The sequence below is a fragment of the Streptomyces sp. NPDC031445 genome, from assembly GCF_055581365.1.
The window spans coordinates 131,487-147,677 of sequence record NZ_JBVIJO010000002.1; the positions used below are offsets into that span (position 1 = coordinate 131,487).

Below are 16,191 nucleotides of genomic sequence, written 5' to 3' on the forward strand. Positions count from 1 at the left end.
CCGACATGTTCCCCCATGTCCGCTGGTTAGACTCGCTTGCATGTCTGGCCAGTCGCTGCTCGTACCGGGGGAGCTGTCCCCCACCCGTCCGGTTCCCGGAAACATCCGCCGCCCCGAGTACGTCGGCAAGCCCGCGCCGGCGCCGTACACCGGGCCGGAGGTGCAGACCCCCGAGACCATCGAGGCGATGCGGACCGCCGGCCGCATCGCCGCGCGGGCGATGGCGGAGGCCGCGAAGCTGATCGCGCCCGGCGTCACCACGGACCAGCTCGACAAGGTCGCCCACGCGTACATGTGCGACCACGGCGCCTACCCGTCCACGCTCGGTTACCGGGGTTTCCCCAAGTCGCTGTGCACCTCGGTCAACGAGGTCATCTGCCACGGCATCCCGGACTCGACGGTCCTCAGGGACGGCGACATCGTCAACCTGGACGTGACGGCGTACATCGGCGGGGTGCACGGCGACAACAACGCCACCTACCTGGTCGGTGACGTGGACGAGGAGTCGCGGCTGCTCGTGGAGCGCACCCGCGAGGCGCTGAACCGGGCGATCAAGGCCGTGAAGCCCGGCCGGCAGATCAACGTCATCGGCCGGGTCATCGAGTCGTACGCCAAGCGGTTCGGCTACGGCGTGGTGCGGGACTTCACCGGGCACGGCATCAGCACGGCGTTCCACTCCGGGCTGATCATCCCGCACTACGACAGCCCGCACGCGACGACCGTGATGCAGCCGGGGATGACGTTCACGATCGAGCCGATGCTGACGCTGGGCACCCATGAGTACGACATGTGGGACGACGGCTGGACGGTCGTGACGAAGGACCGCAAGCGGACCGCGCAGTTCGAGCACACGCTGGTGGTGACGGAGACCGGCGCGGACATCCTGACCCTCCCCTGAGCGCGGTACGACCGGGTCCCCGCCGCGCACGGGAGGGGACCCGGGCCGGATCAGCGCAGGTAGTCGCTGCAGTGGGCGCCCGACCACGTCAGGTGGTTCTCCAGCGAGGTGAGGGTGCCGGCGTACGGGCTGCACACGGCCTCGTCGTCGGTCTTCTCGTGGTGATGGGCGGCACTGGCCGTCGTGGCGCCGGACGCGGCGAGGGCGGCGGCGAGGACGGTCGCGGCCAGGACTGATCTGATGCGCATGGTGCTCCTCTCAGGGAGGCGGAGTGGTCACGCCCAGAGGTCCCCGTTCGCCCCCGCCGGCCGTCGCGCGCACCCGTGGATCCACCCGAACGGGGTCCCGGGCTATCCCCCGGACGCGCGCACGCGTCAGCGCTCCAGGCGGACCCGTCCGCCGACCTCGGTCCAGCCGTGCGGCTGGGGGGCGGTCAGGAGCTGGGAGCCCTCGCCCTGGGCGATGTTCAGCGCCCGGCCCAGCCGGTCGGTGAGGAGCAGCGCCGCCGCGCCGGTGGCCTCGTCCTCCTCGACGCCGTCGTCGCGCCCGGGGAAGGCGCGGGCCCGGATCCGCCCGGCCGCCTCGTCCTCCCAGGCCCAGGCGTAGATCCACTCCCCCGGCGGCGGCACGTCGAGGGCGTCCACCTCGGCGGCGCTCGCGTACTGGCGCAGGGTGCGCGGGGGCACCCACTCCGCGCGGGCCTCGATCCAGGTGAACTCGCCGTCCAGGCGGGTCCCCACGACCCCGGCGGGGGTGACGAGTTCGGGCACGTCGAGCAGCCAGGCCGTGCCCACGCAGGGGTGGCCGGCGAAGGGCAGGCGCAGGGTGGGGGTGTAGATGTCGATCACCCCGCGCTCGGGGTCGTCCACGAACACGGTCTCACTGAAGCCGAGTTTGGCCGCCAGCGCCTGCCGGTCGCTCCGCTCGGGCAGCACCGAGCCGTCGCGGACGACGCCCAGTTCGTTGCCGTAGCCGCCGTTCGGCCCGCAGAAGACGCGGAGTACGTCGTAGTCAGTCACCGGGGAATTGAAGCACCGCGGCCCGGGCGGACGCTTCGTGATCTTTCCATGAGAGCCGAATCACGGGAGGCGGGGGTATGAGTGAGGGTAGCCTCATGTAAGTTAGGGCAGCCTCACCAGACCAGATCCGCTTGGAGCCTGCATGCGCGCCGTCCGACTGACCGTCACCGCCGCCGCCACCGCGGCGGCTCTGACCGCCCTCTCGGCCTGCACCGCGAAGAGCGATGCCAAGGACGGTGACGCCATACAGGTCACGGCCGCCGATGCGAAGTGCGAGACCTCCAGCACGTCGGTGCCGGCCGGCCAGGTCACGCTGAAGATCGAGAACAAGGGCTCGAAGGCGACCGAGGTCGAGATCCTGTTCCCGGACGACCGGATCGTCTCCGAGAAGGAGAACATCGGCCCGGGCACCAAGTACACGCTCACCGCCGAGGTGAAGGCCGGCTCGTACGAGATCGCCTGCCGGCCCGGCATGAAGGGCCACGGCGTCCGGCAGAAGCTGACCGTGACCGGTGGCGCCGGCGCCGCCAAGCGGAACCCGAAGCTGGACCAGGCGGTCGCCGAGTACCGCCAGTACGCCCAGGACCAGGCCGACGAGACGCTGCCGAAGGCCGAGACCTTCGTGAAGGCGGTCAAGGACGGCGACCTGGAGGCCGCGAAGAAGGCCTACAGCCTCTCCCGGCTCGGCTGGGAGCGCACCGAGCCGGTCGCCGAGTCCTTCGGTGACATCGACCCGAAGGTCGACGTCCGCGAGGACGGCCTGGAGTCCGGCCAGAAGTGGACCGGCTGGCACCGGCTGGAGAAGGCCCTGTGGCACGACAGGAAGATCGGCGCCGAGGAGAAGACCCTCGCCGACCAGCTGCTGACGGACCTCAAGGACTGGCAGGGCCGGGTCGGCAAGGCGGAGATCACCCCGACCTCCATGGCCAACGGCGCCAAGGAACTGCTGGACGAGGTCGCCACCGGCAAGGTCACCGGCGAAGAGGACCGCTACGCCCACACCGACCTGGTCGACTTCAAGGGCAACGTCGAGGGCGCCCAGAAGGCGTACGAGCTGCTGAAGCCGGTCGCCGCGAAGAACGACCCCGCGCTCACCAAGGAACTCGACAAGCAGTTCGCGGCGCTGGACACGCTGCTCGACAAGTACCGCACGGACAAGACGTCCTACGACTTCGTGTCCTACGACAAGGTCACCAAGGACCAGCGCAAGGAGCTGTCGGACGCGGTGAACGCGCTCGCCGAGCCGCTGTCCAAGCTCGCCGCCGCGGTCGTGAAGTAGACGAGGGGGCAGAGGCGATGACCGAGACCCAGGAGACCAAGGCCGGCCCGTCGCGCCGCGCGCTGATCGGCTGGGGCGGTGCCGGGCTCGCGCTCGGGGCCGCCGCGGCCGGCGGGGCCGCGGCCATGGCCAGGACGGGCGACGACATGGACCCGGCCGCCGCCGAGACCGGCGGCGCGGTGGAGTTCCACGGCGCCCACCAGGCGGGCATCGCCACCCCGGTGCAGGACCGGCTGCACTTCGCCGCGTTCGACGTGAAGACCGACGACCGCGAACAGTTCGTCCAGATGCTCAAGGACTGGACGGCCGCGGCCCGCCGGATGACCGCGGGGAAGGCCGTCGGCGAGGGCGCCTACGGCGGGCTCGCCGAGGCCCCGCCGGACGACACCGGTGAGGCGCTCGGGCTGAAGCCGTCCCGGCTGACGCTCACCATCGGGTTCGGCCCCTCGCTCTTCGGCAGGTTCGGGCTGGCGGACCGGCGGCCCGAGGCCCTGGTCGACCTGCCCCAGTTCCCCGGCGACAACCTCGACAGGTCCCGCACCGGCGGCGACCTGTGCGTGCAGGCCTGCGCCGACGACCCGCAGGTCGCCGTGCACGCCATCCGCAACCTCGCCCGGATCGGCTTCGGCAAGGTCGCCATCCGCTGGTCCCAGCTCGGCTTCGGCAAGACCTCCTCGACCACCCCGGGCGCGCAGACCCCGCGCAACCTCATGGGGTTCAAGGACGGCACCCGCAACATCGCGGGCACCGAGACCGATCGGCTGAAGAAGTTCGTGTGGGTCGGCGAGGAGGACGGGCCCGACTGGATGACCGGCGGCTCGTACCTGGTGGCCCGGCGCATCCGCATGAACATCGAGACCTGGGACCGCGCCTCGCTCCAGGAGCAGGAGGACGTGTTCGGCCGGGACAAGCGCGAGGGCGCCCCGGTCGGCAAGGCCAAGGAGCACGACGAGCCGTTCCTGAAGGCGATGAAGCCCGACGCGCACGTGCGGCTCGCGCACCCCGACTCCAACGACGGGATCACCATCCTGCGCCGGGGCTACTCCTTCACGGACGGCACCGACGGCCTCGGCCGCCTGGACGCGGGCCTGTTCTTCCTCGCCTACCAGCGGGACGTGCGCAAGGGCTTCATCCCGCTCCAGCGCAAGCTCGCCGCGCACGACGCGCTCAACGAGTACATCCAGCACGTGGGTTCGGCGGTCTTCGCGGTCCCGCCCGGCGTCCGGGACTCCGGCGACTGGTGGGGCCGCACGCTGTTCTCGAAGGGGGCATAGCCCGTGTTCTCCAACTACCTGATCGGCCTGCGCGAGGGACTCGAGGCGTCGCTCGTCGTCTGCATCCTGATCGCCTACCTGGTCAAGACCGGCCGCAAGGACGCCCTGCGGCCGATCTGGATCGGCATCGGCATCGCGATCGCCATCGCCATGGGCTTCGGCTGCGCCCTGGAGTTCGGCTCGCAGGAGCTGACGTTCCAGGCGCAGGAGGCGCTCGGCGGCTCCCTGTCGGTCGTCGCCGTCGGCCTGGTGACCTGGATGGTGTTCTGGATGCGGCGCACCGCCCGGCACCTGAAGTCCGAGCTGCACGGCAGGCTGGACGCCGCCCTCGCCCTGGGCACGGGCGCGCTGGTCGCCACGGCGTTCCTCGCGGTCGGCCGGGAGGGCCTGGAGACCGCGCTGTTCGTGTGGGCGTCGGTGCACGCGGCGAGCGACGGCACCCCGCGCCCGCTGGTCGGCGTCGCCCTCGGCCTCGCCACGGCGGTGCTGCTGGGCTGGCTGTTCTACCGGGGCGCCCTGAAGATCAACCTGGCCAAGTTCTTCACCTGGACCGGCGGGATGCTGGTCGTGGTCGCGGCGGGCGTGCTGGCGTACGGCTTCCACGACCTCCAGGAGGCCGACTGGATTCCCGGCCTGACCGATCTCGCCTTCGACATCAGCGGCGCCATCCCGCCGGACAGCTGGTACGGCACCCTGCTGAAGGGCGTGTTCAACTTCCAGCCGGACCCGACGGTCCTTCAGGTCACGGTGTGGGCGCTGTACCTGGTCCCGGTGCTCGCGCTGTTCCTCTCCCCGGTAGGGTTCGCCTCCGGGAAGGGGAAGGTGAAGGAGCCCGATGACCAGGGAACGCAGCCGTCGGCGGCTTCGCAGGCGTGACCGGAACGCACTCATAGCGGCCTCGCTGACCGCTTTGTCGCTGACCGCGAGCGGATGCGTGGTGGTGCACGGCGAGCGGGTGGTGGTTCCCGCCGCCACCCGTGCCGAGGCCGCCAAGGCGGTCACCGCGTTCACGGACGCGTACAACAGGGCCGACAAGGCCTACGACAGCTCCCTGGACGCTCCCTACGTCACCGGCGCCCTCTCCGACATCGACTCCGCCCGCCTGCGGGCCGGGCACGCCAACAGCCCGTCGGGGAACGCCGGCCACACCCCGCTGACGCTGACGGACGTGAAGATCACGATCCCGGAGAAGGCCGGCTGGCCCCGCTGGTTCGTCGCCGACGCCCGGGGCAACAAGGGCGGCGCCTACCGCTGGGTGCTGGTCTTCACCCGCGGCGATCTCGGCGAGCGCTGGCAGGTGAGCTATCTGACGCTCATGGCCCCCGGCACCGTCCCCGAGTTCAGGACGGACGAGGACGGCCGGGCCGAGGCCGTACCGGCCGCGACCGGCGGACTGGCCGTCCGCCCGGACGAGTTGAGCCAGGCGTACGCGGACTACCTGAAGAACGGCGGGAAGACCTTCGCGGACGGGCGCGACACCAGCGGGCTGCGCGCGGGCCGTGCGAAGGAGGCCAAGAAGCCGGGTCTGGTCCGGCAGTTCATCGACGAACCGCTCACCCACGGCGACTATGCGCCGCTCGCGCTGCGCACGGCGGACGGCGGGGCGCTGGTGTTCTTCACCACGCACCACTACGAGAAGCAGACCGCCTACACGGGCGCGACCGTGCCCGTCCCGAACAAGGACGTGCGGGCCCTGACCAAGGGCGAGGTGAAGCAGTCCCTGACGCTGGAGTCGATCGCCAACCAGGCCGTGCTCGACCCGGCCGGCAGCGGCCCGGTGCGGATGCTGGGGCGGGTGCAGGGGCTGACGTCCGCGCAGGGCGAGTAGGGCGGACAGGAAGCGCGGGACCGGGGGTCGCGCCGGCCGTCAGCGGTGCAGGGGCCAGGCCGTGCCGTGGTGGCCGGGCTCGGTGCCCGGGTGCCGGGCGCAGGCGTCGGTCAGTGCCTCCAGCAGGCTCAGCGGGTCCGGCAGCGGATGCTCCGGGCCGCGCACCCAGCGCACCCGCTGGTCGGCGTCGCCGGGCAGCCGGGCGGGCGGTACGAGGACGTAGGAGCCCCGGCAGTGCCAGCGCAGCCCGGGATGCTCGTCCATCGTCTCGGGGTGGCAGTCCAGCTCACAGGGCCACCACTCGTCCTCGTCCTCGGGGGTGCCCCGGGTCAGGGTGAAGAACAGCATGCGGCCGTCGTCGCTCTCGGCGACCGGGCCGACCTCGACACCGGAGCCGAGCAGCCGGTCCAGCGCCTCGCGGCCGGCCGCCAGGGGCACGTCCAGCACGTCGTGCACCATGCCGGTGGCGGTGATGAAGTTCGCCGCCGGCTGGTGCCGGGCCCAGCGCTCGATCTGGGCGCGGTCGGTGGTGGACTGCGTCTGCCAGGCGAACGACACCGGGTGCCGGGCGGGGGTGGGACAGCCCACGCGGTCGCAGGAGCAGCGGTAGCCGTCGGCGGGGTGCGCGGCGGGGGCGAGGGGCAGGCCCGCCGCGGCGGCTGCGAGCAGCAGGGTCTCACGGCCGCTGTCGTCGGCGGCGGCCTCCTTCGGGCGGCGTCCGAGCAGCCATTGGGAGAGTTTGCCCTGCCGGCCGCTCCGGCCGCCGAACGTCTCGCTCATCTATCCCCTCGGTCTGTGGTCGCCTCGCTGCTGTGCGGACAGCATGCCTCATCGTCCCACCTTCGCGTGCCTCGGGGGTCGCCGCGGGCCAGTGGCCGGCGGTCGCCGGCGGGCGGGCGGGCGGTTCGGCGGGGGCGGCTCAGCGCGGCGCGATGCCGTGCAGGGCGTAGTCGACGAGGGTGTCCGTGTACGCGTACGAGACCGGTCCGCTGCGTTGCAGCCAGCGTTGCGCGAGCGGGGAGACGAACAGCTCCAGCGCGATCCGCGGGTCGACGCCGGCGCGTACGGCCCCCGCGTCCTGGGCCGAGCGCAACCGGGCGACGTACAGCTGGAGCTGCGGTTCCAGCAGCTTGGCGACGACCTCGCGGCCGAGCTGCTCGTTGACGACGCCCTCCGCGGCCAGCGCCCGCGCCGGCGCCTCGAAGCGCGGGTCGAACAGCTCGTCCACCGTGGCCCGCAGCACCGCCTTGAGGTCGGCGGCCAGGTCACCGGTGTCCGGGAGGGCGTCCACGTCCTGCCCGGACGCCCGCGCCGCCTGCCCGGCGAGGTCCAGGAAGGCCTCCAGCAGGACGTCCGCCTTGGACGACCACCAGCGGTAGATGGTCTGCTTGCCGACCCCGGCCCGTGCGGCGATGGCCTCCACGGTGGTCCTCGGGTACCCGACCTCCCCGACCAGGGCGAGGGCGGCGGCGTAGATGGCCCGGCGGGACTTCTCGCTGCGGCGGGTGGCGTCGGGTGCGGGCTTGCTGACCATGGGTCGAAAGTAACAAGCGGCGGGGGCCGGCCACGACACCCGTCAGGACGCGGGGTCGTACGGCGGCCAGGCGTCGCCCCAGTCCGCGTCCCGGGCCGCCTTGTACAGGTCGCCGTGGCGCTTGGTGACCGTCGTGCGGCGCAGCCGCTCCTCGGTCTCGCACAGGTCGAGCAGCACCTGGCCCTTGCGGATCTGCGGGCGCCGGACCACCCGGGCGGGGGCGGGCTCGGCGGGCAGCCGGGTCGCGGCGACGTAGGAGAACTTCTCGTCCTCGTACGCCAGTGAGCCGCCCTTGACCTGGCGGTGCAGGGAGGAGCGGCCGACGCGGGCGGAGAAGTGGCACCAGTCCGTGCCGGGCGCGATGGGGCAGGCGGCGCTGTGCGGGCAGGGGGCGGCGATGCGGAAGCCGGCCCGGACAAGCCGGTCGCGGGCCTCGATGACGCGCGCGTAGCCGGCCGGGGTGCCGGCCTCGACGATCACGACGCTCCGCGCGGCGCCGGCGGCCGCGTCGACGAGGGCGGCGCGGTCGGCCTCGGCGAGTTCGTTGAGGACGTACGACACCGTGACCAGGTCGGTGGCGTCCAGGGTGAGGTCCTTGCCGATCCGGGCGCGCTGCCAGCGGGCGTCCCGCAGGGCCGGGTTGGCGGCGGCGATCTCCCGGCCGAGGGCGAGGGCGGGTTCGGCCCAGTCCAGCACGGTGACGCCGCGCTCGCCGGGCCAGGTGGCGCTGACGGCCCAGGTGGCGGCGCCGGTGCCGCCGCCGACGTCGGCGTGGCTGCCGGGGGTCCAGTCGGGGACGGTCGCCGCGAACGCCTCCAGGGCGCGGTGCACGGCCTCGAAGGTGGCGGGCATGCGGTAGGCGGCGTACGCGGCCACGTCGGCGCGGTCGCGGAGGATCGGCGCGTGGGTGGGGGTGTCGCCGCGGTAGCTGGCGATCAGCCGGTCCACGGCGGCGGTGACCTCCGTGGGGGGCAGACCGTCCAGCAGCTCGGCCAGGGCTGTGCGGAGGGGGTCGTTCACCTGGCGATTCTACGGCGCCCGGCCCCTTGGGGGGACACTCCACGGCACCCGGCGCCGGTACCGACCCGCTGGGGCTCCGTCCCCTGACCCCCGGCACCCGTGCCCGCCCGCCCGGCCCGGGTGGTTCTCAGACGACGGCTCTCGCCAAGTGCGTCGCCAGCCGCGCTCGGGGACCGCTGTCCGGGGGCCGGCGCTTCGGGTGGACCGTGTTGGCCAGGAGCACGAGGAAGGTGTCCGTCGCCCGGTCCAGGACCAGGGCCGTGCCGGTGAAGCCGGTGTGGCCCGCCGCGCCCCGGCCCGCCAGCTCGCCCATGAACCAGGGCTGGTCCAGGTGGAAACCCAGTCCGGGCGGGGTGAACAGCAGCTCCACGTGGTCGGGGCCGAGGATGCGCGCGGGGCCGTAGGAGCCGCCCGCGAGCAGGGCGCGGCAGAAGACGGCCAGGTCGGGCGCGGTGGAGAAGAGGCCCGCGTGGCCGGCGACCCCGCCGAGCGCCCAGGCGTTCTCGTCGTGGACCACGCCCCGCAGCATCCCCCGGTCGGCCTTGGCCCACGGACGCCGCTGGTCCTCGGTGGCCGCGGCGCCGGGGCAGGGCCCGAACGCGGTGGCGGTCATGCCGAGCGGCCGGGTGATGCAGTCCCGCACGAGCACGTCCAGGGTGCGCCCGGTGACGCGTTCCAGGACGAACTGGAGCAGCAGCATGTTCAGGTCCGAGTACCCGTACCGGCCCACCTCCCCGGACGGGGCCTCGGCGCGCAGCAGGTCGAGCCGGGTGGCGTCGTCCGGGCAGTCGTACAGGGGCAGTTCGGGGCGCAGGCCGGAGGTGTGGGTGAGCAGTTGCCGCACCGTGACGCGGTGCGCGGCGACCGCGTGGAAGTCGGGCAGGTAGTCGCCGACGCGGGCGTCCATGCCGACGGTGCCGCGCTCGATCTGCTGCACGGCGGCGACGGACGTGAACAGCTTGGTCAGCGACGCCAGGTCGAAGGGGGTGTCGACGGTGGCCGGGACCCGGGCGGCGGGCGGCAGTTCCACGCCGGCGCCGGTGCCGGGGTCGTGGGCGGCGTAGCGCACGGCCCAGCCGGCGGCCTCGGCCACGGCGATCACGGGTCCGCGGCCGGCCAGGACGACGGCGCCGGACGCCCAGGGGCGCTCGCCGGCGGTGAGGGCGTGCACCTCGTCGACCAGGTGCCCGAGTTCGACGGGGTCGAGCCCGGCCCGCTCCGCTGTGCCGGCGCGCAGTCTCGGTGCGCTCAGCTCTCGTCTCCCTCCGACCCGGCACGGGTGGTTGCCCGTGCCACCGCCCAGGGACGGCACATTCCCACGAAGCAGGCCACGGCGACCAGCGCTCCGGCCAGTTGGACGACGGCCATCGGGACGGCGGTGTGCTCCCCGGCGACGCCGACGAGGGGGGAGGCGACCGCGCCGACGAGGAAGGAGGAGGTGCCGAGCAGCGCGGAGGCGGAGCCGGCGGCGTGCCGGGTGCGCAGCAGGGCGAGGGTCTGGGCGTTGGGCAGGGTGACGCCCATCGCGGACATCAGGACGAAGAGGGCGGTGGCGACGGGGAGGAGGCCGGTGTCGCCGAAGGCGCCGGCGGCCATCAGCAGCAGGGCGGTCGCGGCGAGCACGATCACCGCCAGGCCGCAGGCGAGCACCTTGTCCAGGCTGACCCGGCCGACCAGCACCTTGCCGTTGAACTGGCCGGCGGCCACGAGGCCGACGGAGTTGAGGCCGAACAGCAGGCTGAAGGTCTGCGGGGAGGCGCCGTAGATCTCCTGGACGACGAAGGGGGACGCGCTCACGTAGGCGAACAGCGCGGCGAAGGCGAAGCCTCCGGCGAGCATGTAGCCGGTGAAGGGCAGGTCGGCGAGGAGGCCGCGCATCGCCCGCAGGGCCTCGCCGGTTCCGCCGCCGTGCCGTTCGCCCGGCGGCAGGGTCTCCGGCAGCCGCACCCAGACGAGGGCGGTGAGCGCGGCGCCGACCACCGTGAGCACCAGGAACACGCCCCGCCAGTCCGTCACCCGCAGGATCTGCCCGCCGACGAGCGGGGCGACGATGGGGGCCGCCCCGGAGATCAGCATGAGGGTGGAGAAGAAGCGGGCCATGGCCACGCCGTCGTACAGGTCGCGGACGACGGCCCGGGCGATGACCACTCCGGCCGCGCCGGCGAGGCCCTGCACCAGCCGGAAGGCGATCAGCGTCTCGACGGTGGGCGCGAGGGCGCACAGGGCGGTGGCGGCCACGTAGACGGCGAGTCCGGCGAGCAGCGGGCGGCGCCGGCCCCAGCGGTCGCTGAGGGGGCCGACGACCAGCTGGCCGAGCGCGAGCCCGGCCATGCAGGCGGTGAGGGTGAGCTGGACGGTGACGGCGCGGGCGTCCAGCGAGCGGGTGACCTCCGGCAGCGAGGGCAGGTACATGTCCATCGCGAGCGGGGTGGTCGCGGTGAGGCCGCCGAGGAGGAAGGTGACGAGGGGTCCGGTGCTGCGTGGTGCGCGGGCCGGTGACGGTACGGGGGCGGAGGTGGGCCGCTGCCCTTGTTCCGGTGTCGGTGCCGCCGCGTGGTCCGGCATGTGCCCCTCCCTGCTTCCCCGGCTGCTCCGGCTGTTCCGGCTTCTTCGGCTTTCTCGTGCTGCTCTGACATCGGTGTCGTCGGCACGACCGGCACCTATGCTCTCAGCTCGTACACACTGCCGAGGCACGGATGAGCGAGGGCGGGGATGGCGGGAGAGAACGTGCGCTGGGGAATCCTGGCGACGGGCGGGATCGCGGCGGCGTTCGCGGCGGATCTGGTCGATCTGCCGGACGCGGAGATCGTGGCGGTGGCGTCGCGCCGCCGGGAGTCGGCGGAGGCGTTCGCCGAGCGGTTCGGGGTGGCGCGGGCGTACGGCGACTGGGAGTCCCTGGCGGCGGACGCGGACGTCGACGTGGTGTACGTCGCCACTCCGCACGCGGCGCACCGGGCGGCGGCCGGGCCGTGCCTGGCGGCGGGCCGGAACGTGCTGTGCGAGAAGCCGTTCACGCTGAACCTGCGCGAGGCGGAGGAACTCGTCGCGCTGGCGCGGGAGCACGGCCGCTTCCTGATGGAGGCGATGTGGATGTACTGCAACCCGCTGGTCCGGCGGCTGAAGGCGCTGGTGGACGACGGGGCGATCGGCGAGGTGCGCACGGTGCACGCCGACTTCGGCCTGGCCGGTCCCTTCCCGGCGGCGCACCGGCTGCGGGACCCCGCGCTGGGCGGCGGGGCGCTGCTGGACCTGGGCGTGTACCCGGTGTCCTTCGCGCAGCTGCTGCTGGGCGAGCCCGACGGGGTCGCCGCGAGCGCGGTGCTGTCGCCCGAGGGCGTCGACCTCCAGACGGGAGCGGTGCTGTCCTGGGGGAGCGGCGCGCTGGCCTCGCTGCACTGCTCGATCGTCGGCGGTACGGCGGTCACGGCGTCGGTCACCGGTTCACGCGGCCGGATCGACATCCCGTCCGGTTTCTTCCATCCCGACCGGTTCGTGCTGCACCGGGACGGCCGTGACCCGGAGGAGTTCGCCGCCGACCCGGCCGACGGGCCGCGCACCAGCATGCGGCACGAGGCGGCGGAGGTCATGCGGGCAGTGCGGGCGGGCGAGAAGGAGTCGCCGCTGGTGCCGCTGGAGGGCACGCTCGCGGTGATGCGGACGCTGGACGCGGTGCGGGAGCGGATCGGGGTGCGCTACCCCGGGGAGGAGACGGCGGGTGACGAGGCGGTCGTCCTCGCCGGGTAACCGTATGGCGGACACCTGATTCCGCATGGCGGACTTCCCGCCTACGCTGCGGAACCATGACTGACAGGCAATCGAACATCGCGGTGGTGACCGGGGCCGGCTCCGGCATCGGGCGGGCCGTCGCCGTGGAGCTGTTGCGGGCCGGCTGGTCGGTGGCGCTGGCCGGCCGGCGCGCGGAGCCGCTGGCGCGGACGGCGGCGCTGGTGCCGGGGGCGGCCTCGCTCGCCGTACCCACCGACGTGTCACGGCCCGAGGACGTCGAGGCGCTGTTCACGGCGACCGTGGACCGGTTCGGCCGGGTGGACCTGCTGTTCAACAACGCGGGGACCTTCGGCCCCGGCGGGGTCCCGGTCGAGGAACTGCCCTACGACGCCTGGCGGCACGTGGTGGACACCAACCTGAACGGCGCGTTCCTGTGCGCCCAGGCGGCCTTCCGGCGGATGAAGGACCAGGACCCCCAGGGCGGCCGGATCATCAACAACGGCTCCGTATCGGCCCACGCGCCCCGCCCGCGGTCGGTCGCCTACACGGCGACCAAGCACGCGCTGACCGGCCTGACCAAGTCGCTGTCCCTGGACGGGCGGCCGTACCGCATCGCGGTCGGGCAGATCGACATCGGCAACGCGGCGACGGACATGACGGCCCGGATGGGCACGGGCGCGCTCCAGGCGAACGGGGAGGTGGTCCCGGAGCCGGTGATGGACGTGGCCGACGCGGCCCGCACGGTACGGCACATGGCGGAGCTGCCCCTGGAGGCGAACGTGCAGTTCGCGACGGTACTGGCGACGGCGATGCCGTACATCGGGCGGGGCTGAGGCGCACTCCCCCGCCCCGGCAAACGGAATTTGAACATCCGCGCTATTGCGGTCGATCGATGACATGTGCTCAACTTTTCTCCACCAGAGCTTCACAGTTGGAGCACACGGGTTCCGCGGCCACCGCCAGGGGGGAGGCGGCGGCCGTTCCACCGGACGGGAGTTGGGGGTGGACCTCGCGGCGGACCGCGGGGTACACACCGGCCGGTGGAACGACCGCCGCCACATACCGCCGTACGGCGGGTTCGCCGGCGGAGCGGGCGCTACGGCCGTTCGGCCCCGGCACCCCGGTCAGCGCCGGCGCCGGTGCCCGCGCCTCGTCTCCGCCGCCTCGCCCGCCGCTGCCCCCGCCGTCCGTGCCCGGCGCCTGCGCAGGGTCCAGGCTCCCGCTCCCAGCAGCGCGAGCGCCCCGGCGGCGCCCTCCGCGATCCGCAGGCCCGAGCCGCCGCCGGACACCGAGCCGGACGCGCCGACCGCCGCCCGCACCGTCTTCCGCACGGGCACCGGGGCCGCGCTCGCCCCGCCCGCGCTGAGCGGCTCGACCAGCAGGCCCACCGGCTGCGCCGAACGCCCGTGGGTGAAGCCCCAGTCGAGCAGCGCGGCGGTGTGCTCGTACACGGCGTTGCCGCCCGCGCCGGGATGCATCACGGTGACCAGCAGGGTGCGCCCGCCCCGGGTCGCCGCGCCGGTGAAGGTGTTCCCGGCATGGCTGGTGTAGCCGTTCTTCACACCGATCAGGCCGTCGTACGTCTTCAGCCCCCACGACCCGGTCAGCAGGCGGTCGGTGTTCTGGATCTGGAAGGTCTTCTTCCCGCCCGCCGGGAAGTCGGCGGTCCGCGTGCCGCAGTAGGCGCGGAAGTCGGGGTCCTTCAGGCCGTGGCGGGCGAAGAGCGTGAGGTCGTACGCCGAGGAGAGCTGCCCCTTGTGGTCGAAGCCGTCGGGGCTGACCACATGGGTGTCCAGGGCCTGGAGGTCCGCGGCCTTGGCCTGCATCTCGGCGACGGTCTTCGCGACACCGCCGTTCATGTGGGACAGGACGTGCACGGCGTCGTTGCCCGAGCGCAGGAACACGCCCTGCCACAGCTGCTCGACGGTGTAGGTGAGGCCGGGCCTGATGCCGACGAGGCTGGAACCGGCCGGGATGTCGGCGAGGTCGGCATCGGTGACCCGGTACCGCTCGGTGCGGTCGAACCTCTTCAGCACGGTGTCCGCGAACAGCATCTTCAGCGTGGACGCGGGCGCGAGCCGCCGGTGCGCGTTGAAGGAGGCGAGCACCTCCCCGCTCTCGCAGTCGGCGACCAGCCAGGAGCGGGCGGTGAGCTTCTCGGGCAGCCCGGTGGCGCCGCGCACCTGGACGCCGGAGCGGGCCAGCTGCTCGCCGCCGACGACGGTCGCCGCGGCGGCGGAGGTGGCCGTGGACAGGGGAAGGGCGGCGGCCGTCAAACCGAGGACGGCACGCCGGCTGAGCCGGGAACATTCACGCACCCGGGGACCGTACACCGCCTCCAGCAGGGACTTCACGAACTGATGGCCGAGACGGCACGGAATTTGCCGCGTTATGAAATTCCGACGATCCGCGTGACACCCCGGGCCGGCGGCACCCGTCCCACCGGTCCCTCCCGTACGGTCCCAGGGCCGCTCACCTGCCGAGCAGGCGGTCGATCTCGGCGCACTGCGCCGCGGTGAGCGGCCCCTTCGCGAGCGCCCCGGCGTTCTCCTCGGCCTGGGTGACGGTCCGGAAGCCGGGGATGGGCACGGTGCGCGAGCTGCGGGCCCACAGCCAGGCGAGGGCGCCCTGGGCGAGGCTGCGGCCGTCGCTGGTGAGGACGGAGCGGACCGCGTCGATCCTGGCCAGCCACCCCGGATCGGCGCCGGAGCCGTCGTCCGCGTACCCCGGCAGCCAGGCGGGCGGCCGGCTGCGGATGTCCCCGGCCTCCAGCGGTCCGCCGCGCCGCCCGGCGAGCAGCCCCATGGCGAGCGGGCCGCGGTTGACGCTCGCCAGCTCCAGCCGCTCGCACAGGGCCACGACGTCCGGCGCGTCCTGGAGCACGTTGAGGGTGTGCTGCACGGCCGTGCAGTGCGGGCCCTCGGCGAAGACGGCGGCCCGCGCGGGGTCGTCGGTGCTCCAGCCGTAGGCGCGCACGAGCCCTTCGGTGACGAACTCCTCACAGGCGTCGCGGAGTTCGGCGGCACGTGCCGGGTCCGCGTCGGAGATGTGGAGCTGGTAGAGGTCGACGCGGTCGGTGCCGAGGCGGCGCAGTGACGCGGTCAGGGCCCGGCGGGCGTACTCCGGGGTGGCGTCGGTGCCGGTGAGCGTGCGGGTGTCCGCGTCGAAGACGTTGCCCCACTTGGTGGCGAGGACGACGTCGTCCCGCCGCTTGCCGAGGGCCTTGCCGAGGATCTCCTCGCTGTGCCCGGTGCCGTAGGAGTCGGCGGTGTCGAAGAAGGTGACGCCGAGGTCCAGTGCCCGGCGGACGGCCCGTACGGACTCCTCGTCGTCCACCTTCCCCCAGCCGACGGGCTGCCCGTCGGCGGTCTGGTGCTCACCCCCGATGGCCCAGCACCCGAAACCGAGCGCGCTCACCTCGATGCCACTGCGTCCCAGCGTCCGTGTCGTCATGGGTGGGACGCTAGGAGTTGGAGCGCACGCGAACACAAGCCCCCGCGGGCGTCATTGCGGGCGCGCCCCCTCAAGCCCCTTCGGCGAGGTCCCGCTCGGAGCCGTCGTCGGCTGAATCGTCATGGCGTCAGGCCCACACCGCGCCGGCGGTCCCGCCACC

The 16,191-nt window shown here is 73.4% G+C and carries 16 protein-coding genes; 7 read left to right on the forward strand and 9 right to left on the reverse strand.

Annotation, left to right across the window (positions count from 1 at the left end; translation table 11 throughout):
• The first annotated feature begins 40 nt into the window (after positions 1-40).
• Entirely contained in the window at positions 41-898 is an 858-nt protein-coding gene (map, locus tag ACZ5DC_RS06875) for a type I methionyl aminopeptidase (protein WP_468650168.1), read from the forward strand.
• Positions 899-948: 50 nt separating this feature from the next.
• Here map and ACZ5DC_RS06880 read toward each other — a convergent pair whose 3' ends face one another.
• A complete protein-coding gene (locus ACZ5DC_RS06880) occupies positions 949-1,146 on the reverse strand; it encodes a hypothetical protein (protein ID WP_468650170.1) in 198 nt (65 codons plus the stop codon).
• Positions 1,147-1,272: 126 nt separating this feature from the next.
• Positions 1,273-1,917, reverse strand: a complete 645-nt coding sequence (locus tag ACZ5DC_RS06885) for a PhzF family phenazine biosynthesis protein (RefSeq protein ID WP_468650172.1) — start codon at positions 1,915-1,917, stop codon at positions 1,273-1,275.
• Positions 1,918-2,059: 142 nt separating this feature from the next.
• Here ACZ5DC_RS06885 and efeO point away from each other — a divergent pair, with 142 nt between their 5' ends.
• Genes efeO through ACZ5DC_RS06905 form a run of 4 tightly spaced genes read left to right on the forward strand, consistent with a single transcriptional unit; the run spans position 2,060 to position 6,298 of the window.
• Positions 2,060-3,196 (forward strand): iron uptake system protein EfeO, encoded by a 1,137-nt coding sequence (gene efeO / locus ACZ5DC_RS06890; protein ID WP_468650175.1) that lies wholly within the window; start codon positions 2,060-2,062, stop codon positions 3,194-3,196.
• A 17-nt stretch (positions 3,197-3,213) separates the two neighbouring features.
• Complete coding sequence (gene efeB / locus ACZ5DC_RS06895; protein WP_468650177.1) at positions 3,214-4,470, forward strand: iron uptake transporter deferrochelatase/peroxidase subunit; 1,257 nt, start codon at positions 3,214-3,216, stop codon at positions 4,468-4,470.
• Positions 4,471-4,473: 3 nt separating this feature from the next.
• On the forward strand, positions 4,474-5,346 hold the full coding sequence (gene efeU / locus ACZ5DC_RS06900) for an iron uptake transporter permease EfeU (protein WP_468650179.1): 873 nt from the start codon (positions 4,474-4,476) through the stop codon (positions 5,344-5,346).
• Positions 5,306-6,298: an SCO2278 family lipoprotein gene (locus tag ACZ5DC_RS06905; protein WP_468650180.1), complete on the forward strand. Its 993-nt coding sequence runs from the start codon at positions 5,306-5,308 to the stop codon at positions 6,296-6,298. The genes efeU and ACZ5DC_RS06905 overlap by 41 nt, the downstream gene beginning before the upstream one ends.
• Positions 6,299-6,337: 39 nt before the next feature.
• On the opposite strand, the gene ACZ5DC_RS06910 is transcribed toward ACZ5DC_RS06905, so the two are convergent.
• The 5 genes from ACZ5DC_RS06910 to ACZ5DC_RS06930 form a co-directional block, all read right to left on the reverse strand.
• Positions 6,338-7,078: a bifunctional DNA primase/polymerase gene (locus tag ACZ5DC_RS06910; protein WP_468650182.1), complete on the reverse strand. Its 741-nt coding sequence runs from the start codon at positions 7,076-7,078 to the stop codon at positions 6,338-6,340.
• A 139-nt stretch (positions 7,079-7,217) separates the two neighbouring features.
• Positions 7,218-7,832, reverse strand: coding sequence for a TetR/AcrR family transcriptional regulator (locus tag ACZ5DC_RS06915; RefSeq protein ID WP_468650184.1), 615 nt, complete (start codon positions 7,830-7,832; stop codon positions 7,218-7,220).
• 42 nt (positions 7,833-7,874) lie between these two features.
• Complete coding sequence (locus ACZ5DC_RS06920; RefSeq protein WP_468650186.1) at positions 7,875-8,852, reverse strand: small ribosomal subunit Rsm22 family protein; 978 nt, start codon at positions 8,850-8,852, stop codon at positions 7,875-7,877.
• A 127-nt stretch (positions 8,853-8,979) separates the two neighbouring features.
• Entirely contained in the window at positions 8,980-10,164 is a 1,185-nt protein-coding gene (locus ACZ5DC_RS06925) for a serine hydrolase domain-containing protein (protein WP_468650188.1), read from the reverse strand.
• Positions 10,101-11,417, reverse strand: coding sequence for a multidrug effflux MFS transporter (locus tag ACZ5DC_RS06930; RefSeq protein ID WP_468650191.1), 1,317 nt, complete (start codon positions 11,415-11,417; stop codon positions 10,101-10,103). The genes ACZ5DC_RS06925 and ACZ5DC_RS06930 overlap by 64 nt, the downstream gene beginning before the upstream one ends.
• 147 nt (positions 11,418-11,564) lie before the next feature.
• On the opposite strand from ACZ5DC_RS06930, the gene ACZ5DC_RS06935 reads away from it, so the two are divergent.
• Together ACZ5DC_RS06935 and ACZ5DC_RS06940 are read left to right on the forward strand one after the other, a co-directional pair.
• On the forward strand, positions 11,565-12,596 hold the full coding sequence (locus ACZ5DC_RS06935) for a Gfo/Idh/MocA family protein (protein ID WP_468650193.1): 1,032 nt from the start codon (positions 11,565-11,567) through the stop codon (positions 12,594-12,596).
• Between the two features lie 56 nt (positions 12,597-12,652).
• Positions 12,653-13,411 carry an SDR family oxidoreductase gene (locus ACZ5DC_RS06940; protein WP_468650195.1) on the forward strand — a complete coding sequence of 253 codons (759 nt, stop codon included), beginning with the start codon at positions 12,653-12,655 and terminating at the stop codon, positions 13,409-13,411.
• A gap of 291 nt (positions 13,412-13,702) precedes the next feature.
• Here the strand turns inward: ACZ5DC_RS06940 and ACZ5DC_RS06945 are convergent, their stop codons facing one another.
• Entirely contained in the window at positions 13,703-14,896 is a 1,194-nt protein-coding gene (locus tag ACZ5DC_RS06945) for a D-alanyl-D-alanine carboxypeptidase family protein (protein ID WP_468650197.1), read from the reverse strand.
• A 154-nt stretch (positions 14,897-15,050) separates the two neighbouring features.
• Positions 15,051-16,031, reverse strand: a complete 981-nt coding sequence (locus ACZ5DC_RS06950) for an aldo/keto reductase (RefSeq protein WP_468650199.1) — start codon at positions 16,029-16,031, stop codon at positions 15,051-15,053.
• Between the last annotated feature and the right edge of the window lie 160 nt (positions 16,032-16,191).